15 protein-coding genes are annotated in these 24813 nt (G+C 54.8%); all 15 read left to right on the top strand.

Features of this window, described 5'->3' with window-relative positions; all coding sequences use genetic code 11:
- The first annotated feature begins 238 nt into the window (after positions 1–238).
- The 15 genes from NST43_RS18870 to parE all read left to right on the top strand — a co-directional run bounded on the left by NST43_RS18870 (position 239) and on the right by parE (position 24682).
- Positions 239–3940 (top strand): dynamin family protein, encoded by a 3702-nt coding sequence (locus NST43_RS18870; RefSeq protein WP_339218670.1) that lies wholly within the window; start codon positions 239–241, stop codon positions 3938–3940.
- A 205-nt stretch (positions 3941–4145) separates the two neighbouring features.
- On the top strand, positions 4146–5336 hold the full coding sequence (purT, locus tag NST43_RS18865; RefSeq protein WP_339225471.1) for a formate-dependent phosphoribosylglycinamide formyltransferase: 1191 nt from the start codon (positions 4146–4148) through the stop codon (positions 5334–5336).
- A complete protein-coding gene (locus NST43_RS18860) occupies positions 5326–5790 on the top strand; it encodes a GNAT family N-acetyltransferase (protein ID WP_209993071.1) in 465 nt (154 codons plus the stop codon). Before purT ends, NST43_RS18860 begins: the two co-directional genes overlap by 11 nt.
- A gap of 775 nt (positions 5791–6565) precedes the next feature.
- Complete coding sequence (locus NST43_RS18855) at positions 6566–8215, top strand: response regulator (RefSeq protein ID WP_339218667.1); 1650 nt, start codon at positions 6566–6568, stop codon at positions 8213–8215.
- Positions 8216–8217: 2 nt separating this feature from the next.
- Entirely contained in the window at positions 8218–10044 is a 1827-nt protein-coding gene (locus NST43_RS18850) for a sensor histidine kinase (protein ID WP_339218665.1), read from the top strand.
- Positions 10041–11063 (top strand): substrate-binding domain-containing protein, encoded by a 1023-nt coding sequence (locus NST43_RS18845; RefSeq protein WP_339218663.1) that lies wholly within the window; start codon positions 10041–10043, stop codon positions 11061–11063. The genes NST43_RS18850 and NST43_RS18845 overlap by 4 nt, the downstream gene beginning before the upstream one ends.
- A gap of 164 nt (positions 11064–11227) precedes the next feature.
- Positions 11228–12298 carry a galactose ABC transporter substrate-binding protein gene (locus NST43_RS18840; protein WP_339218661.1) on the top strand — a complete coding sequence of 357 codons (1071 nt, stop codon included), beginning with the start codon at positions 11228–11230 and terminating at the stop codon, positions 12296–12298.
- Between the two features lie 161 nt (positions 12299–12459).
- Positions 12460–13971, top strand: coding sequence for a sugar ABC transporter ATP-binding protein (locus NST43_RS18835; RefSeq protein WP_339218660.1), 1512 nt, complete (start codon positions 12460–12462; stop codon positions 13969–13971).
- 109 nt (positions 13972–14080) lie between these two features.
- Entirely contained in the window at positions 14081–15088 is a 1008-nt protein-coding gene (gene mglC, locus NST43_RS18830; RefSeq protein WP_076079225.1) for a galactose/methyl galactoside ABC transporter permease MglC, read from the top strand.
- A gap of 1091 nt (positions 15089–16179) precedes the next feature.
- Positions 16180–18141: a WG repeat-containing protein gene (locus NST43_RS18825; protein WP_339218657.1), complete on the top strand. Its 1962-nt coding sequence runs from the start codon at positions 16180–16182 to the stop codon at positions 18139–18141.
- A 259-nt stretch (positions 18142–18400) separates the two neighbouring features.
- The gene (locus tag NST43_RS18820; protein ID WP_339218655.1) at positions 18401–19183 is read left to right on the top strand and encodes a CAP domain-containing protein; all 783 of its coding nucleotides are present in this window, start codon (positions 18401–18403) and stop codon (positions 19181–19183) included.
- A 508-nt stretch (positions 19184–19691) separates the two neighbouring features.
- On the top strand, positions 19692–20612 hold the full coding sequence (locus NST43_RS18815) for a GDSL-type esterase/lipase family protein (RefSeq protein ID WP_339218653.1): 921 nt from the start codon (positions 19692–19694) through the stop codon (positions 20610–20612).
- Between the two features lie 48 nt (positions 20613–20660).
- Entirely contained in the window at positions 20661–21644 is a 984-nt protein-coding gene (locus NST43_RS18810; protein WP_209993080.1) for an ABC transporter ATP-binding protein, read from the top strand.
- Positions 21637–22626, top strand: coding sequence for an ABC transporter permease (locus tag NST43_RS18805; protein WP_209993081.1), 990 nt, complete (start codon positions 21637–21639; stop codon positions 22624–22626). Before NST43_RS18810 ends, NST43_RS18805 begins: the two co-directional genes overlap by 8 nt.
- Before the next feature lie 73 nt (positions 22627–22699).
- Positions 22700–24682 carry a DNA topoisomerase IV subunit B gene (parE, locus tag NST43_RS18800; protein WP_209993082.1) on the top strand — a complete coding sequence of 661 codons (1983 nt, stop codon included), beginning with the start codon at positions 22700–22702 and terminating at the stop codon, positions 24680–24682.
- The last annotated feature ends 131 nt before the right edge of the window (positions 24683–24813 follow it).

Raw genomic sequence — 24813 nt, 5'->3', positions numbered from 1 at the left:
CCTCCCATCAAAAATATTGAGATCGAATCGCTATATCCATTATGGATATATCCGTCATGGATATAGTAAATGATTATGGTATTATCTGTCAAGGGGTATAAGCCATCTGCGAAATCTTGTTTTTCGTGAAGGTTTATAGCTGATTTTGTAAATGTGGATATTTGATTTGTGACGATCTGATGATAAAATATAATTATTCTATTCTTGCAGTGAAATAAATCATACAAATGTACTAATTATGAAAGAAGCTATAGATCGCAGCGGAGGCGGGGATGTTGTGGGAGCAGAACGGGAAAGAGTGGGGCAGGTTACAGCGGGGTCATCAGCGCTTAGGCTGCTGGAGGAGCGGCTAAGGCAATGGGGAGAACAGAAGAGTGCGCAGATCGTAGCGGATCTAAAGGTGAAGGAGCAGGCAGATGAGCTGACGCTGGCGTTCTGCGGACATTTCTCGGCGGGCAAGTCAAGCATGATTAACAAGCTTTGCGGTAAGGCCGTGCTGCCTTCGGGTCCGGTTCCAACCAGTGCGAATATCGTATCGATCCGCAGCGGAGCACCGCAGGTGCTGCTGCATCCGGTGGACGGAAGCTCCGGAGGGAATCTTGGGGTGATCCAGACTACTCCCGACCGGCTTCAGGATTACTGCCGCCAAGGGACTGAATATTCTACGATAGAGGTGTGGGAGGATGTCCCTGTACTTGGGGAGCACGGGGTGCTGATGGATACTCCCGGCGTAGATTCGACAGATGAGGGTCATCAGGCGGCGACCCGTTCGGCGCTGCATTTGGCGGATGCCGTGTTTTATGTGATGGATTACAATCATGTGCAGTCGGAGAATAATCTGGCGTTTGCCAAAAGCCTTAGCGACTGGGGAAAGCCGCTGTACCTGATCATCAATCAGATCGACAAGCACAGGGAACAGGAAATCCCGCTGAAGGAATACCGGCAGCAAGTGGAAAGCGCTTTCCGGGAATGGGGGATTCATTCTGCGGGGCTGTTGTTCACTTCGCTTAAAGTGGAGGGGCATCCGCTGAATCAGTGGAAGGATCTGCTGGCGCTGATCTCCGGTCTGCTGGAGCAGCGGCAGGAACTGCTGGAGTACAGCTTGTCCCGTTCCATGCATCATACGGCGGATGCTGTCCTGGCAGATTATCGTGAGCAGCAGGAGGAGGAGCGGACTGCGCTGCTGGAAGAGGCAGGCGGTGCAGCAGCGGAAGCTGTGGAAGCAGAGATCATGGCAACGATGCAGCAGGAAGCGTCGCTGGAGGAGCTGCCTGAGCAGTCGCGGCTTGATCTGCGTAGCAGGCTGGACGCCCTGCTCGGTAACACGAATCTGATGCTGGCTGATCTGCGGGATGCGGCGGGCGCATACATCGAGAGCCTCCAGCCGGGCTTCCGGCGCGGCCTGCTCTTCACCGCTGCGAAGCGGGAGAAGGAGCAGGGAGCGCGGCTGCAGCACTGGCACAGCCTTCAGCAGAGAGAGATCACTGCCCAGCTGGAGTGGCACACTCTTCAGCTGGTGCGCGAATGGGCGGAAGGCCTGGAGCTGTGGCAGGAGGAGGCGGAGCCGCTGCTGAAGCAGGCGTTCCCGGCGGTGAGCCAGCAGTGGCTGGCGGATCAGGTGAAGCCGGGAACCGGGGCTTCGGGCGAGGCGCTGCTTAATTTCTGCCGCACGCTTGCGGCAGAGATTAAGGCGCAGTTCCGCCGCGCGGTCCTGGCCTTCGGCGAGCCGCTGCTGGATGCGCTGCCGCCGCTGGTGGAGGAGCGGCGCGCGGAGCTCACGCGCCGCCGGGCGGCCCTGCAGCGGCAGGCGCACGCGCTCGCCGCGCTGGCCGCCCTGGACCGCGCGGCTGCCGCCCGCGCGGACGGCCTGGCGGCGCTGCTGCCGCTGCGCCGCACCCTCACCCCCGGCGCGCTGCCGGGGGTGCCGCCCCTGGCGGCTGGCGCGCTCAGCGCCGCCAGCCCGGAACCGCCGCCGCGCGTGGCAGCGGCGGCAAGCCCTGGCGCCGCCCCGGCCTGGGCGGCGGGTACGGCAACGCCGGCGGGCGGGCGCCGCCGGCTGACGCAGGCCGCAGCGGCGCTGCACGCGGCGGCCGGGGTGCTGCGGAGCGAGCCGGCCATGGCCTCGGCCGCGCGCAGCCTGGCGGCGCGGGCGGAGGACCTCGCCGGCGGCCGCTTCACGATGGCGCTGTTCGGAGCGTTCAGCGCCGGCAAATCCTCCTTCGCCAATGCCCTGCTGGGCGAAGAGGTGCTGCCCGTGTCGCCGCATCCGGCAACGGCTGCCGTCGGGCGGATTCTGGCGCCGGAGGGCGGCTTCGCCCATGGGACGGCGTCCATCACCATGAAGCGGGCGGAGGAGGTCTGGGAGGACATCCTCCATTCCTTCAGCGTGCTGCAGCTGGCGCCGCCGCAGCACGACTCGTGGACCGCAGCCGTGGCGCGGCTGCAGACCGGAGGGCTCCATCCGTCCGCGCTGCCGCATGCCGGCTTCCTGCGGGCAGCTGCCGCCGGATGGGAGGAATCCCGTCCGCTGCTCGGAACAGAGCGGACGGTCAGCCTGGCGGAGTACCGCAGCCTGGTTGCAGACGAGAAACGCGCCTGCTTCGTGCAGAGCACGGACCTGTATTATGACAGTCCGCTGACTCGGAGCGGGATTGTACTGGTGGACACGCCAGGTGCGGATTCCTTACATGCCCGGCACACCGGTGTAACCTTTGGCTACATGAAGAACGCCGATGCCATCTGCTTCGTGACCTACTATAACCACGCCTTCTCCAAGGCTGACCGCAGCCTGCTTGCCCAGCTGGGCAGAATCAAGGACAGCTTCGCGCTTGACAAAATGTTCTTCATCATCAACGCCTCAGACCTCGCAGCGGATGAGGCGGAGCTTGAAGAGGTGAAGCAGCATGTGGCGCAAAATCTGCGGGCCGGTGGCCTGACCTCACCGCGGATCTACAGTGTGTCCAGCCTGCTTGCGCTGGAGGGCAAATCAAGCGGAGCGCGGGAGGCCTATGAGGCCTCCGGGTTCGGCGGCTTTGAAGCCGCACTCTCTGAATTTGCCGGAGAGGAGCTGCCGGGATTGTCCCTGGCAGCGGCCAAGGACAGTCTAAGCTCGGTGCGTGGGCGCGCCGAAGAATGGCAACGCCTTGCGCTGATGGAGGCGAACCAGCAGGAGGAAGGGATGAAGCAGTTCCGGCAGCGCCGGGAAGCGGCAAATCTGCGGCTGGCCGCGCTTGAGCAGGAAGACCGGCCGCTCCGGGACCTGCGCCGTGAAGGTGCGGAGCTGCTCTATCATGTCCGGCAGCGGATTGCCTTTTCCTTCGGGCGTTCCTTCCAGGAGTCCTTCCATCCTTCCATTCTCCGGGAAGACGGAGGGAACCTGAAGGACATCTTCATCGCCTGCGGGCGGGAGCTGGAGCGCAGTATTCTGCGTGAACTGGAGCAGGAGCTGTGGGCGACCACCCTGCGGCTGGAGTCGGCAGGACGCAGATTCGTGACCCAGGCGGCTACAGCGGCTGCAGCCGAGCTATCCATCCGGGATCAGGAGCTTCAGCTGCTGGAGAATCCGGATGAGCGCTGGCCGGCACCGGCGAAGCTGGACTGCGTTCTGGCTCCGCTGGAATGGGCCGGACTGTGGAGCCGCTTCAGATCTCCCCGCCACTTCTTCGAGGGACCGGGCCGGGCAGAGATTCGCGCGGCTGCCGAGCCGTGGTTCAAAGAAGCGGTGGCGGCCGCGGTACAAGGACAGGAAGACTCTCTGTTGACATTCTATACCGATGCAGCCGCAGCGGCCTTATCCCATGCCGCAGACCAGCTACGTGAAGGCCTGTCCGAACGGGAGGCAGCCATGTCGGCGCTGCTGAAAGGGGGTGATGGTGCGCAGCATTGGGGCCGGATCGCCGAAGAATTACGGCTGCAGGAGCAGGCTTTCGTCGAAATATAATGTATAGGTTTCACTTGATAAACCGTTTTCACTTGTCTTTTGAACAGCCATCTGTGAAGTTTGTAGGAAAATGTCGAAGAATGCTTGCAATCTGGTGGATGATGGATGAAAATAAAGAAGACTGAAAATTTACAATCAAACTGCGACAATTTACAGAAACAGAGAAGTCAGCAGACAAATTTGCGAAAAGAGGTTGGAGTCGACAATGTGGGGAGCTCCTTTAACAGCCCGGAGTAAAAAGCTGCTGCTGCTCGGCAGCGGTGAACTGGGTAAGGAAGTCATTATCGAAGCTCAGCGCCTTGGCGTAGAGACCGTAGCTGTGGATCGTTATGAGGCGGCACCCGCGATGGGCGTGGCCCACCGCTCTTATGTACTGGACATGCTGGATGCAGAGGCACTGAAGCAGCTTATCCGTGCAGAGAAGCCCGATTTGATTGTACCGGAGATTGAAGCTATTGCTACCGGGGCACTCGTGGAGCTCGAGGAAGAAGGGTTTCATGTAGTACCTACTGCCCGCGCTGCACGGCTGACCATGGACCGCGAAGGCATCCGCCGTCTGGCAGCAGAAGAGCTGGGCTTGCCTACAGCCGCCTACCGGTTCGCTGACAGTCTGGATGAACTGCGCCAGGCCGTGCTGGAGCTGGGAACACCTTGTGTCATTAAGCCGATCATGAGCTCTTCCGGCAAAGGCCAGAGTGTGTGCAGGACACCTGAGGATGCGGAGGGCTGCTGGAATACGGCGCTTGAAGGCGCACGTGCCAAAGGAACACGCGTCATCGTGGAAGCCTTTGTCACGTTTGAGAGCGAGATCACACTGCTTACTGTCCGTTCGGTTAGCGGAACCGTGTTCTGCCCGCCGATTGGCCACATCCAGCAGGATGGCGATTATGTGGAGTCCTGGCAGCCGCATCAGATGAGCGGGGCGCAGCTGGAAGAGGCTGAGGCCATCGCCCGGAAGGTTACCGATCAGCTTGGCGGGTATGGAATTTTTGGTGTGGAGCTCTTCCTCACCGCCGATGGGGTTCTGTTCAGTGAAGTGTCCCCCCGGCCGCATGACACAGGTATGGTTACAATGATTACGCAGGATTTGTCGGAATTTGCTCTGCATGTCAGAGCCATTCTTGGATTTCCGCTGGAAGCGGTACGTTTGTTGACACCGGGAGCTTCGGCCACCCTGAAGTCTGATGGAGCCGGACAAGCTTTTGCTGTGACCGGGATTGAAGAGGCGTTGGCCCTTCCCCGCACGCAGGTCCGGATATTCGGCAAGCCGGAGATCCGCCCTGGACGGCGGATGGCAGTAACACTCAGTTCAGCGGAAGATGTTGAAATCGCGCGGATGACGGCCAAGCAGGCTGCGTCTAAGCTACAAGTGGAGGTATACAAGGATGAACAGTAGTACTCAGGAGCAGGTACTGCAAATTCGCAAATGCGGCATGAATGATCTGGAGAGAGTGACAGCCCTTTTGCGTGAATTCGGCTATCCGACAACGCTTAGCGTGATGAAAGAGAGAATGGAAGGCATGGAGCATGATCCGTTCCACTGCACCCTGGTCGCAGAGCTCAATAACGAAGTTGTGGGAATGATCGGTTTACGGCAGGTGAAGTCCTACTACAAGCATGCCGATTGTATTACGGAGATCACCGCGCTGATCGTATCTGAGGAGCTTAGAGGACAAGGCCTTGGCAAAAGACTCGTAGCTGCAGCGGAAGAATGGGCTCGCCATCAGGGCTGCTGCCAGCTGTTCTTGCGGAGCGGCAACCGCGTTGAACGTGCACCTGCACATGCGTTTTACCGCCATATCGGCTTTGAAAAGACAACAGGCTACCGCTTCAACAAAGCCCTGCTATAATCCTATACGTGTAACCGAACATCCCCATCCCGGCGTAATCGGGATGGTTTTTTTTGAGATAGCGCGGCAAACCCGTAGCCACTAGTCTGGAATGTACCCCGCTCTGCCTTCTCCCTTCGAAGCTGCCCCCGTAATTTAGTGGAAAAAGAGCATCTATTTCACCCGAAATTCCCGTATCCAGACTAGCAGTTGGAAAAAGTACATTTATCCATCCACATTCCCCGTGTTATGAGCAAATCCACAGAAATAAATGTATTTTTTCCACTTAAAATAGCTTAAATGGTTAAAATAATCAAATTAAGTGTACAAAATCCACTTGTTGATTATAGTAAGTAGCACTTATTTTAGCGTCCGCCTGAAAGCTTTCCGAAGGAAAGCTCGCATCGTAAGCAAAAGCTGTGTTTGGATTTCTACCGCTAAAAGCGGTTTAAATGAAGAAATCCAAACGGGACAGCGGCCGGAGGGCCAAATGTTCACCGCAGCGACGACCAAGCTTTGAGTTCTAATCTTGAATGTCCTAATCTTAAGTGCCCTAACCTATGTACATAATTTCCGCTTGCGTTATATCAGGCCACGCTATATAGTAAATTGCTCCTATATCACTACAGTTATCACTAAATCAGTCACTATTAATGCCACTATATGTGTCACTATCTCTGTCACTATAGTGCCCCCCGTGATCCGCAGCCCTGTCTATTTAACCATAGATTGGGCCATTTGAATCAGCTATTATTGTTCTGTTAAACTCCATATCCTATCCGAAGAGGGATGACGCATGTACAAATTAATACTCGCCGAAGACGAGGAAGATGTAAGAGAAGGCATTATCGCCCAGATTGACTGGGAGCAGTACGGCTTCGAGGTCGTTGAACAGGCCGAGAACGGGCGGGAGGCGGCGGATGCGATCGACCGGCTGCTGCCGGATGTGGTTGTTACCGATATCCAGATGCCCTTCATGAATGGCCTGCAGCTTGCAGAATGGATACGCAGCCGCCATCCGAATACGAAGATTATCATTCTGACCGGCTATGATGAATTTGAATACGCCCAGAAGGCGATTAAGCTGCAGATTGATGAATATATCCTGAAGCCTTTCTCGTCCCGGGAGCTGATTGATGTTCTGCTTAAGGTTCGCGCCACGATCGAGACCGAGATTGCCGAGAAGGAGAATGTGTTCGTGCTGAGCGAGCATTACCGTAAGAGCCTGCCAGTCTTGCGCGAGCAGTTCCTCTCCACCTTGGTGTCCCGCCGTCTGCGCTCCGCAGAGATCGCTGAGAAAAGCACAGAGTACGGCATCCCCCTCACCGGTGAATTGTTCCAGTCCTCTGTAATCAGCATCGATTATATCCGCCAGGACCGTTCGTCCGGGCTTCAAGAGGGCCGTCCCGTCTCCCTGCGGGATACCGGAGACCGTAATCTTCAGCTCTATGCTGTGCTGAACATAGCGGAGGAGATCTGCCAGAAGCATAGCTTCGGTAAGGTATTCATCCACCGGGATGATGTTGTGCTGCTCTCGGTCAGCCAGAGCCCAGAAGAGAGCGACATTACCGCCAGTACCTTCGCCATTCTCGAAGAGATCTGCCAGAATGTGCAGCGCTTCCTGAAACTTACCGTAACCGCCGGGGCCGGAACCGTATGTAAGGCACCGTCCATGCTGTTCCATTCCTTCGGGGATGCGCTGCAAGCGCTTGATTACCGGCTGATCCTCGGCAACAACCGGGTCATCTGGATTGAGGATGTGGAATCGCGGTCCAGCCGGATGCTGGATTATGACGAGCTGACCCAACAGTCGCTGATCCGCACGATCAAGCTGGGCACCGTCCAGGAGCTGCGCGAAGTAGTGGACGAGTTGTTCCGGGGACTGGATACGGAGCAGGTCTCGGCGCAGGATTATCAGATCTTCCTGTTGGAGATCATCACCTCCATTCTGCGGGTGGCGAAGGAATCCGGGAGCGGAACGTATGATTTTATCGGACCCGGCCTGACCTCGCTAAGCGATATGAACAAATTCAACAACCTGGAAGAAGCCCGGCAGTGGATTATTACCGTATGCAGCCGGCTGATGGATTCCATCGCTTCGGAGCGCCAGTCGAGCTACAAGCAGCTCATAGACCAGGCCAAGGAATTTATCCGCAGCCACTATGAAGAATCCGATATGTCCATCGGCAGGGTATGCCAGCATCTGCATATCAGCACAGGCTATTTCAGCAGCATTTTCAAAAAAGAAATGAAGATGACCTTCGTCAGCTATCTGTTACAGATCCGGCTGGAGGCTGCGAAGGAATTGCTGCGCGCAACCGAGCTGAAGGCGTTCGAGATCGCCGAGCGGATCGGGTTTGCCGACCCGAACTATTTCAGCTTCTGCTTCCGCAAGAAATACGGACAATCCCCCAAAGAGTATAAGAACAGCGCACGGGGAGAATAGCCATGAACAAGCCCAAGGGTTATTTCTTCCCGTTGCGGCCGGGGTCCCGCAAGAGCGGCAGGCTGCGTCTGTCCTCGAAGCTGCGGAGTATTCAGCTGATTATTACGCTGACGTTCATGGCGGTGACTGCGGCGGTGGCCGTGATCGTCAGTGTGCTGCTGTACGGCAAGTTCGCCAACACGGCGGAGGAGAATGCCAATCTCAACATGCAGCAGATCATCGAGCAGGTGAACTATAACCTGGAGCTGTATGTGAAGGGGATGGGCAGTATTTTTGCGACCGCCGAGAAGCAGATTACCTCTACGCCCTCCATTGATTCCCCGCTGCTCTATGAACGGATGGATACACTGATGAGCAGCCGTGAGGATCTGGTGTCCGTGGCTGTTTTTACCCCGCAGGGGAAGTATGTCGTAGGAACGCCGGGGCAGACGATGCGCCTGAACACTCAGCTGGAGAGCCAGAGCTGGTTCACCACAGCCAAGCGTACCTCGGAGATCTCCTATTCCGCCCCGCATATCCAGAATCTGTTCAAGGGCAGATATACCTGGGTGGTCTCCATCTCCAAGCTGATTCAATACAGGGAGAACGGGGAGCTGAGAACCGGTGTGCTGCTGCTGGATTTCAACTTCAGAACGATTGATCAGCTCAGCAAGCAGGTCAAGCTGGGAAAAAGAGGCTACGCCTACATCCTCGATCCGCTCGGCAATATCGTCTACCATCCCCAGCAGCAGCTCATCTATGCCGGGCTGAAGTACGAGAACGTAGAGCCGGTGCTGGAATATGCCTACCGCAGCTATCTGGATGAATCGACCGGAGAGAAGCGGTTTATTACCGTGCGTACACTGGCGCAGACCGGCTGGAAGATCGTCGGGGTCGCTTATTACGATGAGATTGTCACCACCAAACGCGATCTGAATCAGTTCCTGGCGTGGTTTCTTGGGGTGGTGCTGGTCTGTGTGATTGCGGTGTCGGTCTTCCTGTCCTGGCTGATTGCCAGCCCCATCCGCAAGCTGGAGCGTACCGTGAAGCAGGTCGCGGATGGGGATCTGAATACGCCGATTAACGTCAGCGGAGCCTATGAGGTAGAGCAGCTGTCGAAGCGCTTCAATATGATGCTCCAGCGTATCCGCCAGCTGATGGAGCAGATCATTTATGAGCAGGAGACGAAGCGTAAGGGCGAGCTTGAGGTGCTGCAATCGCAGATCAACCCGCATTTTCTGTACAATACGCTGAATTCGGTCATCCGGCTGGCAGAACGCGGCAAAACGGATGAAGTCGTCACCATGATCCAGTCGCTCTCGAAATTCTTCCGCATCAGCCTGAGCAAAGGCAAGAACATTATCACCATCCAGGAAGAGCTGGACCACATCCGCCATTACCTGGTGATTCAGAGCTTCCGCTTCAAGAATAAATTCCGTTATGAGATCGCGGCGCAGGAGGAAGTCCTAGAGTGTCAGACGATCAAGCTGATTCTGCAGCCTATCGTGGAGAACGCGCTCTATCACGGGATCGAAATGCTGCCGGACGAGGGGCTGATCTCGATCACCGCCGGGCTTCAGGACGGGCTTGTTACCCTCCGGGTCAGCGACAACGGCCTCGGAATGACCAAGGAGACGATGAACGGCATTCTAAGCGGAAGCGTCAAAAGCACCAGCGGATCAGGAGTCGGTGTCAGGAATGTGCACGAACGGATCGGCCTGTATTACGGGCGGGAGTACGGGCTTGCTTTTCAGAGTGAGCTGGAGGAGGGGACGGTTGTTACGATTGTATTCCCGGCCCTCCCGGCGGGAGAGGTTATGGATGAGCAGAAGGAGGAGATGAACCTGTGAAAAGCCTGCGTGTATGGCTCACCGTGCTGCTGTGCGGAGTGCTGTGGATCTCTGTGTCCTCTTGCTTCAATGCCTCGCCGGCCTATATCAGCACCAGCAAGACGCGGAATATCCACCTGATTGTCAAGATGAACAAAGGGGATTACTGGAACACCCTGAAGCTCGGAGCAGAGGCTGCGGCGAAGGAATTCAATGTCAATCTGACCTTCAAGGCGCCGGATTCGGAGAGTGATATTGAGGAGCAAGTTGTTATGGTGGAGGAGTCCATCAAGGAGAAGGTGGATGTGGTTATACTCGCGGCCAGCAGCTATATGGGACTGGCGCAGGTCGTGGACCAGGCGGCGTATTCCAGAATTCCGGTGATCTCAGTCGATGCGGAGGTCGGCTCGGCCAAGGTTCGTTCTTATGTGGGTTCGAACGGCTACGAGGCCGGACAGAAGTCCGCCGAGCGGCTGATTCAGCTGCTGGGGGGCTATGGCGAGATCGGGATCATTAACTTCACCAATTCGTCGCTTACCCCGGACTCCGGCAAAACTGGCAGTATCGACTATGGTGCGCGGGATGCAGATGAGCGGGAAAAGGGTTTTCTGAATTATGCCGCCCGTTACCCTAACGTCAAAGTGGTACAAATCGCCTACACCTCCTCCAGCACCTCCGACGCCGAAAATCTGACCCGGGAGATGCTGAATAAGTATCCCAAGCTGCGCGGCATTGCCACTCTGAATGAAATTGCGTCACAGGGTGCGGCGAGGGTGATTCAGGGCCTTAAGAGGGATAGTGTGAAAATGATTGCTTTTGACAGCTCGCCCTCCATGATGGAATCGCTTCAGGATGGCACTGTGCAGGCGACCGTGATCCAGAATCCGTTCAGCAACGGGTATCTGGCGGTGAAATATGCAGTGGAGGCCCTTGAAGGTATGGACATTCCCGAACGCGTAGATACCGGCACCAAGCTCATCGATCTGGAGAATATGCTGTGGCCTGAGAATCAGAAGCTGCTGTTCCCGTTTGTCCGGTAGCCCTTGAAGGACGGTAAGCCGTTTCTGCTTGGACAGTAGAATTTTCATGAAAATGAGTAGGATTTTATATTCGCAACCGTTTTCACGTAGGGCATAATAAGGATGTACCCGGGACACACCGGGATCATCCAAATAAAGAAATATCCTCAGGAGGTCAATTAGACATGAAAAAAATCACTTCCGTTTTACTTGCCAGTGCATTGCTGGGTGCTGCTCTCGCGGGCTGCGGCGGCAACAATAACAAGGCGGCTGACCCTGCTAACACAGGGACTGCGGCTAACACAGCGAATTCCGGTTCAACTGAGACTCCAAAGGTCGGCGTAGCGATCTACAAATTCGACGACACGTTCATGACGGGTGTCCGTAATTCCATCGACGCTGCTGCAAAGGGCATTGCCACTGTAGACATCGTAGACAGCCAGAACTCCCAGCCTACACAGAACGATAAGGTGGATCTGTTCATCACCAAGAAATATAACGGCATGCTGATCAACCCGGTAGACCGTACCGCTGCGGGGGTCATCATTGACAAGGCTAAGACAGCGAACATTCCGGTGGTCTTCCTGAACCGTGAGCCGCTGCCGGAAGATATGAAGAAATGGGATAAGGTCTACTATGTAGGCGCGAAAGCCGAAGAGTCCGGCACCATGTCCGGCCAGCTGATCGTGGATTACTGGAAGGCTCACCCTGAAGCGGACAAGAACGGCGACGGCGTGCTGCAATATGTCATGCTGAAGGGCGAACCGGGACACCAGGATGCCGAGCTGCGTACCACGTTCTCCATTCAGGCGATCGAAGATGCAGGCATCAAGGTAGAGAAGCTGGCTGAAGATACCGCCATGTGGGATCGTGTAAAAGGCCAGGAAAAAATGGCAGCCTTCCTCGGCTCCCACGGTGACAAGATTGAAGCCGTACTTGCTAACAACGATGACATGGCACTCGGCGCAATCGAAGCTCTGAAGGCTCAAGGCTACTTCAGCGGCGACAAATACATGCCGGTTGTAGGCGTGGATGCAACCGCTCCTGCGGTTCAGGCTTTACAGGATGGAACGATGCTGGGTACCGTACTGAACGATGCCAATAACCAAGGTAAAGCAGCGATTACCCTGGCCGCTCTGCTGGCCAAAGGCGAAACGCCAACCAAAGAGAACGTAGGCTTCGACATCACAGACAACCAGTTTGTATGGATATCCTACAAAAAGATCACCAAAGACAACGTAGCAGACGCTAAATAATTCGTTAACAGGCGCAAGGATACAGATACAGATACGTTTCATGGATACCAGTCCCGGAGGGCGCTGTGCCGCGCTCTCCGGAATTCCTTACGGGTAGGGAGCAGGATGGAACCGCTGTGCCTCTCATGGAAAAAGAAAAAAAGCGTAGGGGGCGTAACAACATGGCAAATACGGAATTTTTGCTGGAAATGAACGGCATTACCAAAGAATTTCCCGGCGTGAAGGCGCTGGATGGAGTCAGCATTAAGGTTCGTCCGGGCTCGGTTCATGCACTTATGGGCGAGAACGGGGCAGGCAAGTCCACACTGATGAAATGTCTCTTTGGAATCTATTCACCGGATGCCGGTGAGATCTTTCTGGATGGCCAGAAGGCCTCCATCTCGAATTCGAGCGAGGCACTGAAGCATGGAATCTCGATGATCCACCAGGAGCTGCACCCTGTACCTTTCCGCAGCGTGATGGAGAATATCTGGCTCGGACGTTTTCCGACCAAGGGCATCGGGCCGATTCAGTTCATTGACCACAAAAAAATGTTCACAGACACAGAAAACTTATTTAAAGATCTGGATATCGATCTGAATCCCGAAACTTTGGTGGGCAAGCTGTCCGTATCCAAGATCCAATCTATCGAAATCGCGAAGGCAGTCTCTTTTCACTCCCGCGTAATTGTCATGGATGAGCCTACCTCGTCCTTAACCAGCGTGGAAGTGGAGCATCTGTTCCGGATCATCCGGGACCTGCAAAAAAGAGGCGTAGCTATTATCTATATATCTCACAAAATGGAAGAAATCCTGGAGATCTCCGATGAAGTGACGATTATGCGTGATGGTAAAAAAATCGGCACCTGGCCCTCGGCCGAGCTGACCACGGACCTGATTATCTCCAAGATGGTCGGACGCGATCTGACGAACCGTTTCCCGGAGCGCACCAATGTTCCAGGTAAGGTGTTCATGAAAGTGGAAGGCTTGACTTCACCGGAGCCGCGTTCCTTCAAGGATGTCTCCTTCGAGCTTAGACGGGGTGAGATTCTTGGTATCGGCGGACTGGTAGGCGCACAGCGGACCGAGGTGATTGAAGCCTTGTTCGGACTACGCGCCGTGAAATCCGGCTCCATCTCGATTGACGGTAAGAAGGTGAAGATTAACTCTCCGCAGGATGCCAAAAAACACGGGCTGGCCCTGTTAACCGAGGAGCGCCGCGCTACGGGGATTTTCCCGGTGCTGTCTGTGCATGAGAATGGCGCCATCGCCAACCTTGACCGCTACAAGACGCCTTATCTGCTGCTGAATGGCCGCAAGAAGAAGGTTGAAGTCGATAAAATGATTGAAAAGCTGCGCACTAAGACGCCTACGACCAAAACGCAGATTATGAATCTCTCCGGCGGGAATCAGCAAAAGGTGCTGCTGGCCAGATGGCTGCTGACCGAGCCTGAGGTGCTGCTGCTCGATGAGCCGACACGCGGGATTGACGTTGGTGCGAAATTCGAAATCTATACGATCATTGCCGACCTGGCGAAGCAGGGGAAGAGCATCATCATGATCTCCTCGGAAATGCCCGAGCTGCTGGGGATGTCTGACCGTGTTATGGTGATGTCGGAAGGACGGCTGACAGGAATACTCGAAGGTGCGCAGGCTACGGAAACCGAAGTGATGCGTCTCGCTGCACAGCATTAATCAGGAGCTACACTCACAGGACGGCGAAGACCATAGGGCTGCTGCAAGGCTGAAGAAGCTTAGCAACGAATGCTTAAACTTCGCGTAACAATTAAGGAGGAACACAATTATGACTATTAAAAGAGCGCAGTCCTTCGTGACTCAAAACGCTATCTACATCGTGCTGGTACTGCTGATCATGGGGATTATCATATACGAGCCAAGCTTCATGTCCATTAACACCTTGCGGGATGTACTGATTCAGTCCTCCACACGCGTGATTATTGCGCTCGGGGTGGCCTTTATCCTGATCACCGCCGGGACCGACTTGTCGGCAGGCCGGGTGGTTGGTTTCACAGCTGTTATCTCAGCTTCCATGCTGCAGATTCCAGACTACTCCCGCCGCTTCTTCCCCGATCTGCCACAGGTGCAGGTCTGGCTGCCGATTCTGATCGCCATTGTTGCCGGTCTGCTCTGCGGGCTCGTCAACGGGATTATCGTCTCCAAGCTGAATGTTCCGCCTTTCATCGCCACACTAGGCACTATGCTGATCGTATACGGCCTGAACTCCCTGTACTTCGATATGGACCCTAACCAATCGCAGCCGATCGGCGGCCTGCGTTCTGACTTCACGGATATCGGCTCCGGCTTCATCGGCAGCGGCCAATATTCCATTCCGTACATCGTACTCATAGCCCTCGGAGTCGCGGCGATCGTCTGGGTGCTGTTCAACAAAACCAAGCTGGGCAAAAACATGTACGCCATTGGCGGCAACATGCAGGCAGCCAAGGTATCCGGGATCAACGTCTCCAAGAACCTGATCTACATCTACGCCATCGCCGGTGCCCTGTACGGTCTGGCCGGTGTGCTTGAAGCAGCCAGAACCGGCGGCGCTACCAACAACTACGGGAACATGTACGAGCTTGACGCCATCGCAGCCTGCGTCGTCGGCGGCGTATCCACCACCGGCGGGATCGGTACCGTGCCGGGCGTCCTGGTCGGGGTTATCATCTTCACCCTAATCAACTACGGCCTGACCTTCATCGGCATCAGCCCTTACTACCAGCTGATCATCAAAGGCCTGATCATCATCGCGGCTGTATCGTTTGATATGCGTAAATATTCATCGAAAAAATAGGTTTCTGTGATGAGCCGTACCTGCGGGATTTTGGACTTCCGGCCGCTGTTAGGTTTGGATTTCCTGATTTGGACCGCTGTTCGCGGTAGAAATCCAAACCTAAAGGCGTACGCTTCGCTCCTCCAGTTCCAAAATCCCCTCCGGTACTCCTATCACCTCACCAAGGGTGGGGGAGGCAGGACAAAAAGCGTTTGCGGTATCTCGCAAACGCTTTTTGGCTTGCCCAGATTTGTCGCAACGTTGCGACAAATCATTGGATTACACGTGCCTGCGGTGGTGAGTATCGGACCTCCGGACGCTTCCGCTCCTTCAGTTCCAAACTCCCTTCCGCTACTCCTATCGCGTGATCGTAAATTGTTGCAATAATTGCAATTCCGGCCGTCTTGAACAGGGGGACTGGGGAAAGTTGCTGCACGAATTACAACATTTCCTCTTCTAATTGGCTCGTGGGCGGACAAATGCTGCATTTCATACAACAATGTTAGTTTAAAGCCGGTGGAGGAAGCCGAATGTTGCATTTTGGGCAGGATTTCGCAGCTACCCGTGACTAATTATGAGTAAATTTTTCTTTTCCCGAGGCGGTAGAGGGTAGGCGGTAGGCAGTAGGCAGCAGCAGTTAGTGGCCAGGTGGCAGACAGTTAGCAGTCAGGTGGCCGGGAATAGGCAGTAGGCAGCAGGAGGCAAGCTGTTAGCAGTCTGATGGCAGCCAGCAGATGACAAGCATTTTGCAGGCTGGTTCGGCACGTATGCATATGGACTTATTTTTCAAGGGCAGGCGCAGCAGCCCTTGTATCCCCGGCACACACCCTCCGAAAGGGTGTGTTTGTGTTTCCACCAACAGAAAGGCAGAAGGAACGGAGGGGATTTTGGGCTGGAGGAGCGGCAGCGTCCGCCTTTAGGTTTGGATTTCTACCGCGAACAGCGGTCCAAATCAAGAAATCCAAACCTAACAGCGGCCGGAAGCCCAAAACTCACCGCAGTTACGATATCCCTTTCATCGTAATTCATTTTCGCGCCCAGACACATACACACCCTTTCCCCCCTCGCCTCATATTCTATAGGCAAAAGCCCTTGTAAAGGAGAACGACAGCATGCTGAGGATTAAGCTGAACGAGCTGGGAAAAGGAACGGACAACGGTCTGATTGTGGCGGAGGTATGGCGGTGGGACGGCATCGGCTGGAACGAGGGTATTCCGCAGCAGGAGGAGGATTTCATCCGCGCAGATGATGATCTGTTCGTGACGATCCCCGCAGAGGCGGGGTTATATCGTGTAGACTACTCCAAAAAGCCGCTGGAGGCGCTCATTGTGCTTCCGGGTGACGGCGGAGGACTGCGGGCAGAACTGCTGCATCCGGCCCCTTTTAAGCTGACAGAGGGTACGCTGTGGGGATACATCAACAATGACGGGCGGGTCGTGATTGAGCCGAGATATGATTATGCGGAGGAGTTTCAGGAGAATGGACTGGCGGTGGTGCAGCGCGGGAATGTCAGCGGTCTGATCGACGGCTCCGGGCGGGAGCGGGTCAAACCGGTCTATAATTTTATTGGTCCTTTTTCCGAGGGGCGGGCCGTGGTATCGGATGCGAAGGGCTACACTTTTATTGATGAAAAAGGCAAAGAAGTGACGTCCGCGCGCTATGACTATCTGAATTCGCTGCACGAAGGCCGCGCGTTGTTCTCCAAGCAGAATACTACCGGGGGGATCTCGCTGTACGGTTATCTGGATGCCCAGGGTAAAGAGGTGCTGCCAGCCGTCTATCTGGACGCCGGGGATTTCTCGAACGGGACTGCACTAGTCAAAGTGGCCGAAGGGGAATATGCGCTGATTGATCTTCATGGCGTGGTGCTGCATACGTACAAACATGCTTTTGTCGGGTATCCGGGGGATGGGCTGCTGGCCTTTCAGGCGACGGCGGATGGAAAATACGGTTATCTGCACACAGACGGTACGATTGCTATCCAGCCGCAGTATACGGCAGCCTTGCCGTTCTCGGAGGGCCGGGCGGTGATTAACACAGCTGCGGATTATGGCAACGCCTACGGTCTAATCGACAAGCAGGGGAAAATGATTATTCCCGCCGTCTATTATGAGGTGCAGCAGCTGGGAGAGAACCGTGTGGCGCTGGGGACCCCGCTGTATGCGGATCAGCCCTACAGAGGCTCCAGCTATGTTATAGCCGATGCGCTGACCGGAAGAATTCTCAGCACCCACCCGCTGCTGGGCGTGAACAATTATCAGCACGGGCTCGCGTCGGTGTATGATGCCAAGGATACGTATTTTATTGACACCAGCGGTAAAAAAGCCGCCCAGCCCCCGGTCATCGCAGGCTCAGGATCACTGTCCTTCAGCGGCAGCCTGATCCGCGCGGATATTGATCTGCGTACCTCTTATTATGACCGTAAAGGCAAGCAGGTCTGGCGGCAAAACGGGGTCATTCCGCTCAGACCGCCATACTCTGTGCTGGAGAAGAAATACAAGCCGAACCGGGATTATCTGGTCTATTATCCGGTAGTGGAAGGGATTGCGGTTGCCGAGATCTCGAAGGCGGTGAATGACAAGCTGCGCAACCTGTCGCTCGCTTACGGGGCGGGGACGGGGGGAGGCATGCAGGATTTCAGCTATACGGGAGATTTCGCCGTATCCTTCTTCCGCAAGAATCTGCTGGTGCTGGAGCTCAGCGGTTATCATTTCCCGTTCGGCGCTGCACATGGTATGCCTACCCGGATCTATGAGCATATCAACCTGCGCACCGGCAAATTCTACACGCTCAGCGATCTGTTCAAGCCCGGCAGCAAATATGTGCAGAAGCTCAGTGACATTGTCGGCAAGCAGATTGCAAATGATCCGCAGTATTCCTACGTTTTCCCTGATACGTATAAAGGCATTACAGCCGATCAGCCTTTTTATGTGGATGCGCAGGCGCTGTACCTGTACTTTGCCCCTTATGAGATTGCTCCGTACTCGGCAGGATTTCCAACCTTCCGCATTCCCTATGCAGAGATTATGGGCCTGATTTCGACCGAAGGGGAGTTCTGGCAGTCTTTTCATTAAAATGAGCGATAGAAGCGCCGATATATAGGGTAGAACCAACAGCCGTCCTGAAAAGGACGGCATTGCTGTTTTCATTTGCCGCTGCTGGAGGGGACAAGTCTTTCTATCTATAAAATCTATAAAATGACAGAATTTAGAAGTGCACAGCTAATAGTTTTGTGTTACAATGACTTAGGAACAGATTACAACTTTGTAACATTTGTGGACCGACACCCCTGACAGCACGAGATACCACAACAAAGAATAAGGAGATGGCAGAATGAAAAGCAAGACTTTGAAAAGAGTGATAGGTGGAAGCGTAGCCGCTGTGATGGCGCTTGGCATTTCTCTTCCATTACAAGCAAACGCAGCAGCCGGTGCCCCTGCGGCAGCCGGATCAGATATGAATTTCGCACAGTTCATGGAGTACTTCACGCAGAACAATTCGAAGACTTTCGTACTTGATGGCAATACGTACACTGTCACTAAAACCTTTGTATACACAACGCCAGTTGCAGCTGCCCCGGCAGCACAGCCGGTAGCTCCGGCTAAGCCGGTTGCCACAGCAGCACCAGTGGCTACAGCGGCACCGGTAGCAACAGCCAAGCCAGCCCCTGCACCCGTGGCCACTGCGAAACCTGTGGTAACCCCGGCCCCGGCTCCATCTACAGTTCCTGCGGTTGGTACTAACGTCTCCAGCTACACACAGCAAGTAGTCGCACTGGTGAACAAAGAGCGCGCTGCAGCTGGACTAGCCCCTGTCTCCGCACTGGACAGCCTGAACAAAGTGGCTGCGGCGAAGGCAGCGGACATGCGCTCGAACAACTATTTCTCACACACTTCTCCGACCTACGGATCACCTTTCGATATGATGTCGGCCTTCGGCATTACGTATAAGGCGGCTGGCGAGAATATCGCTATGGGCCAGAAGACCCCTCAGGAAGTTATGACGGCGTGGATGAACAGCCCGGGTCATAAGGCTAACATCCTGAGCGCGAATTTCAACTACATTGGCGTTGGTTTCGATAATAACTACTGGGTCCAGGAATTTATCGGTAAATAATATAAGGTAATCAAAGTAACTCAAAGTAACGTAACGTTAACTCCGCCCTCCGGCAATGCCGGGGGGCGGTTTTATGATTTTTAGGATATAGAAGTAATATTGCTCTCGCACGATCAGCGCAGCGCTATCGTGCCGCAGTCCGCGGTCTTGCACGATCAGCGCAGCGCTATCGTGCCGCAGTCCGCGGTCTTGCACGATCAGCGCAGCGCTATCGTGCCGCCCTTACTGCTTCCACCGTTTAGGTGTGAAGCGGCGGAGGGGATTTTGGAGCTGTAGGAGCGAATGCGTCCGCCTTTGTGTTTGGATTTCTACCGCGAGGAGCGGTTCAAATCAGGAAATCCAAACTGGGCAGCGGCCGTAAGTCCAAAATCCCCGCAGCCGCGCCCCCCACCTAAACAAACCCTTTTCGTTTGCAAATTCTCCAAAGAAGAATTATGTTTATCTACATAGTTAATAATGGTGTGAATAAAGGGCGAGACAGAAGAGTACGGCAGATGGAGGGATAGCATTGAATGATTCCAAATGGACCTGGAGGACAGTGAGTCTGGTGTCCATCCTGGCAACTTTACTGTTGATCACAGGATTTGTGTATGCGGTGAGCGATATTTTGAACCCCAAGGGGGAGCCATTGCTCTCCTCCCTTCCGCAAGAGACGGCTGCACCGGCAGCCGCGGCAAGTGACGAATACAAGATCCTGGCGCTTGGCGATTCTTTGGCCAAAGGGACCGGTGACAACTCCGGGCAAGGGTTCGTTAAACGGACCGTGGACGCCTTGTCGGCCAATGGAGGAAAGGCAGAGCTGCTGGGGAATATGGGTATTAACGGACTGACCACGGCCGCCTTGGAGAGCAAGCTTCAGGAGGAAGGAGTGCAGTACGCGCTGCGTCAGGCGAATGTCATCCTGATCTCCATCGGCGGGAATGACCTGTTCCGGGGCTCGGATATTCTGGGCACAGGCGGGAGCAGCGGACAAGCAGCCGCCTCTGCGAAGCCTTCGGAGGAAGCAGCACCACAGACCACGGAAGCCCCTGCCAATAACAAGGTAGAAGGCACTACTCCGGTTCCAACCGCGTCTGCGGGTGATCTGACCCCGGAATCGCTCCTCTCCGCTCTGCCTGGGGCCGCCAAACGGCTGGGCAGCATACTGGATACGGTTGCAAAGGTGAATCCACAGGCACAGGTCTATTACATTGGACTGTATAATCCCTTCGGAGATATCGAGGGACTGCTTATTCCCGGCAATCAGGCGGTAACGGCGTGGAATAATGCGGCCATGGATATGATCAACAGACATCAGAACATGACACTGGTCCCGACCTTTGACCTGTTTGACCGTCATTTGGCAAAATACCTGTCGAACGATCATTTTCACCCGAACGGGGACGGTTATCAGCGGATGAGCGAGCGCATTGTACAAGCGGTTCGTTGACAAAATAATTTTTGGAACAGAAATGACTGTGGCAAGGAGCTGTATAAGATGGCGAGAACTATTCATGAGACACCGGGGGAAGAAGTCGTTCTGTCTGCCCGGGGAGTCCGCAAAAAAATCGGCCGCAAATGGATTATAGATGATGTTACGTTTGACGTTAAAAAAGGGGAGATCTTCGGCTTTCTCGGTCCGAACGGAGCCGGCAAAACCACAACCATCCGCATGCTGGTGGACCTGATCCGCCCGAGCGAAGGGACGATTACCGTCTGCGGCTACAATGTGAACCGGAATCCGGAAAAAGCGCTGCAATACGTCGGCTCTATCGTCGAGAATCCCGAGGTATATACATACCTTACAGGTTGGGAGAATCTGCAGCATTTCGCGCGGATGCAGCCTGGTGTGGATGAGCAGCGGATTGCCGAAGTCGTTGCTATCGTGCGGCTCGATCAGCGTATTCAGGATAAAGTAAGCACGTATTCGCTTGGTATGCGCCAGCGGCTCGGTATTGCCCAAGCCCTGCTCGGCCGTCCCCGGCTGCTGATTCTCGATGAGCCGACCAACGGCCTGGACCCGAAGGGGATCAAGGAACTGCGCGAATTCATCCGTAAGCTGGCTGACGAAGGGCTGGCGGTCTTTGTGTCCAGTCATCTGCTGAGCGAAATTCAGCTGCTGTGCGACCGGGTAGCCATTATCAGCAAAGGCCGTGTACTCGCTGTTGGCGCTGTAGACGAGCTGGTTGCCCGTAACTCACCGTATGTCCTGTGGGAGCTGGAGCCGCTTCAGCGGGCAAGAGATATCATGGCTATACGGCCGGATATCGCGCTGCTGGAGCTGGATGAGGTTACTCTGGATGATTCGGTCATCGCAGGCATGGGCGTGAATTCCCTGGTTACGGCGATGGACGAGGATCTGATCCCGGAGATTGTTGCCGTGCTGGTTGCACAAGAGGTGGAAGTCCGGGCTGTGCATAAAATCAACCCTACACTGGAACAGCTATTCTTGAAGCTAACGGAAGGTGAAGCCATTGACTAACCTGCTGCCGCTCATCCGAAATGAGTGCCTGAAGATTATTAAAAAGAAACGTTTCTATGTCATCCTGCTCATCCTGCTCGTGCTGGTGCCAATGTTTACCTATGCTCAAATGCGCATAGCCGAGCGCAGCCGTGACAAATTTAACTCTGACTGGAGACTGGAGATCCAGCAGCAAATTACCGACAACCAGAACTCGCTCGGCAGCGACCGGATTCCGGAGGAATGGAAGTCGTACCGGCGGATTTTTCTCCAGCAATTGCAGTATTATCTGGATCATGATGTGAATCCGAACGAACCGAGCGGAGTGACGTTCACCCGGGAGTTTGTCAATAATTCGGTCTCGCTGTTCATTCCGCTGCTGATCATGGCGGTTGCTTCCGACCTGGTCTCCGGGGAGCGGACGACAGGCACGATCAAAATGCTGCTGACCCGCCCGGTCAGACGCTGGAAGGTGCTGTTCAGCAAAATGGCGGCGCTGCTGATGTTCGTCTCGCTGATTGTCCTGTCCGTATTCGTAATCAGCTATCTGATATCGGGGCTGGCTTTTGGCTATAAAGGGTTCAATGTTCCGGTCTTCACAGGCTTCCAGCTAAACGGTGATACTGTAGATATGTCTAAGGTTCATGCGGTGGAGCAGTGGAAGTATCTGCTGATGCAGGGCGGGCTAATCTGGTATGTCAGTATTGTGGTGGCCCTGCTGGCCTTCATGGTATCGGTTCTGGTCCGCAGCACGGCTGCGAGCATTGTAGTGATGATGGCAGCGCTGATTGCCGGAACGATCCTGACCAACATGGCTTCCGCCTGGACGGCGGCCAAATATTTATTTATGGTCAACATGGAACTGACTACTTATTTAGCGGGCACTCCCGCGCCGATTGAGGGCATGACATTGGGCTTTTCGATGGCGGTTCTGGGCATTTGGGGACTTGTGGCCGTAATCATTTCATTCGCCGTCTTTACGAAACGGGATATTTTGAATTAGAATGTACAAAGTGAACGAAAACGTTTGTTTGCATTTTTAGAGAGATAGGAAGACAAGTGAAGGAGGAGCATGAATGCTCGAACAGATCGATATGTTTGCAAAAGTCTCTAAGAACGGCGAAGCAGCCCGGACTGGATACGATGCTGACGACATTCAGGTGCTCGAAGGTCTGGTTGCGGTCCGCAAACGGCCCGGCATGTATATTGGCAGTACGAGTTCCTCGGGTCTGCACCATTTGGTATGGGAAATAGTGGATAATGCCGTAGATGAGCATTTGGCGAAGTTTTGCTCGAAGATTGATATTACCCTGCGCAAAGACGGATCGGTGACCGTTATTGACAACGGACGCGGAATACCGACCGGAATGCATAAGACAGGAGTCCCTACACCGCAGGTGGTATTCACCATTCTGCATGCAGGCGGCAAATTCGGCGGCTCAGGCTACAAGAAATCTGGCGGCCTGCATGGAGTCGGGGCTTCGGTAACCAACGCGTTGTCCGAGTGGCTGGAAGTGGAGATCTACCGGGAAGGCAAAATTCACCGCCAGCGCTTTGAATACTGGGTCGATAAGAACGGCAAAGAGCATGTCGGTGAGCCTGTAACCGGTCTTGAGATACTGGGGAATACGAATAAAACCGGTTCGAAGATCACCTTCAAGCCGGATATTCGCGTCTTCTCCGCAGGGATATCGTTTAACTATGATACGCTGGCGGAACGGGTGCAGGAGATTGCCTTCCTGAACTCAGGCCTCAGAATTAATCTGAGCGATGAGCGCAGCGGGCGTCAGGATGAATTCTTTTATGAAGGCGGCGCCAGCCAGTTCGTGCAATTCCTCAATGAAGGCAAGGATGTCCTGCATGATGTGATCCATTTCAGCTCCGAGAAGGACGAGATCGAGGTGGAAATCGCGCTGCAGTATAATGCGGGATATACGGAGACCATTGCTTCATTCGTGAACTCCATCCCTACACGCAGCGGGGGAACGCACGAGACAGGCTTCAAGACGGCCTATACCCGTGTGCTGAATGATTACGCCCGCCGGACGCAGCTGCTCAAGGAGAAGGACAAGAATCTGGAGGGCAATGATCTGCGCGAAGGCATGATGGCGGTCATCAGCATCAAGATGTCGGATGTGGAATTTGTCGGACAGACGAAGGATCAGCTGGGAAGTGCTTCTGCCCGCAGCGCCGTGGACTTCATTGTCTCGGAGAAAATGGCCCGCTTCCTGGAAGAGAATCCCCAGGTCGCGCAGAGTCTGCTGAAGAAATCGATTCAGGCCTCCAAGGCCCGTGAAGCGGCCCGTAAGGCCCGTGATGAGATCCGCAGCGGCAAGAAACGCAGCGAAAGCTCGAACCTGGGCGGCAAGCTGTCGCCTGCACAGTCCAAGGACGTTACACGTACCGAGATCTTCATCGTGGAGGGCGATTCGGCCGGAGGCTCCGCGAAGCAGGGCCGGGATTCCAAGATTCAGGCTATTCTGCCGCTGAAGGGCAAGCCGATGAACCCGGAGAAGGCCAAGCTGCTGGACATCCTGAAGAACGATGAATACAAGGCGATTATTTCGGCAATCGGCGCGGGGATCGGGCCGGATTTTGCCGTGGAGGACAGCAATTATTCCAAGATTATCATTATGACCGATGCCGACACGGACGGAGCGCATATCCAGGTGCTGCTGCTGACCTTCTTCTACCGCTACATGAAGCCTCTGATCGATGCCGGCAAGGTCTATATCGCTCAGCCGCCGCTGTATAAGCTGACGCGCAAATCGGGTAAGCTGGAGACTATCCGCTATGCCTGGAGCGACGAGGAATTACAGAATTATCTGAAGGAATTCGGCAAGAACTTCGAGCTGCAGCGGTACAAGGGACTGGGTGAGATGAACCCGGACCAGCTGTGGGAGACCACAATGAATCCCGAATCGCGTACGCTGCTGCAGGTGCAGATTGAGGATGCCGCCAAGGCGGAGCGCCGCGTCTCCACCCTGATGGGTGATAAAGTCGATCCGCGCAAGCGCTGGATTGTCGAGAACGTCGACTTCACCGAAATAGTGGAGTAGGAGTAAGAGTAATGGGAAGTGACGATTACTTCCGCGGTTTTTAATTTTTTGATGATCGGTTTAAGCGATAGCGAATGTTTTCTCAATGGGTTTGGAACTGAAATTGTGAAAAATTATAGAAGGGGAAGTAA

Origin of the sequence: Paenibacillus sp. FSL H8-0332 (genome assembly GCF_037963835.1) — a bacterium.
Classification (GTDB): domain Bacteria; phylum Bacillota; class Bacilli; order Paenibacillales; family Paenibacillaceae; genus Paenibacillus_AQ; species Paenibacillus_AQ rhizoplanae.
The sequence above is the reverse complement of the archived record's forward strand: the minus strand, read 5'-3'. Positions and strand labels throughout refer to the sequence as shown.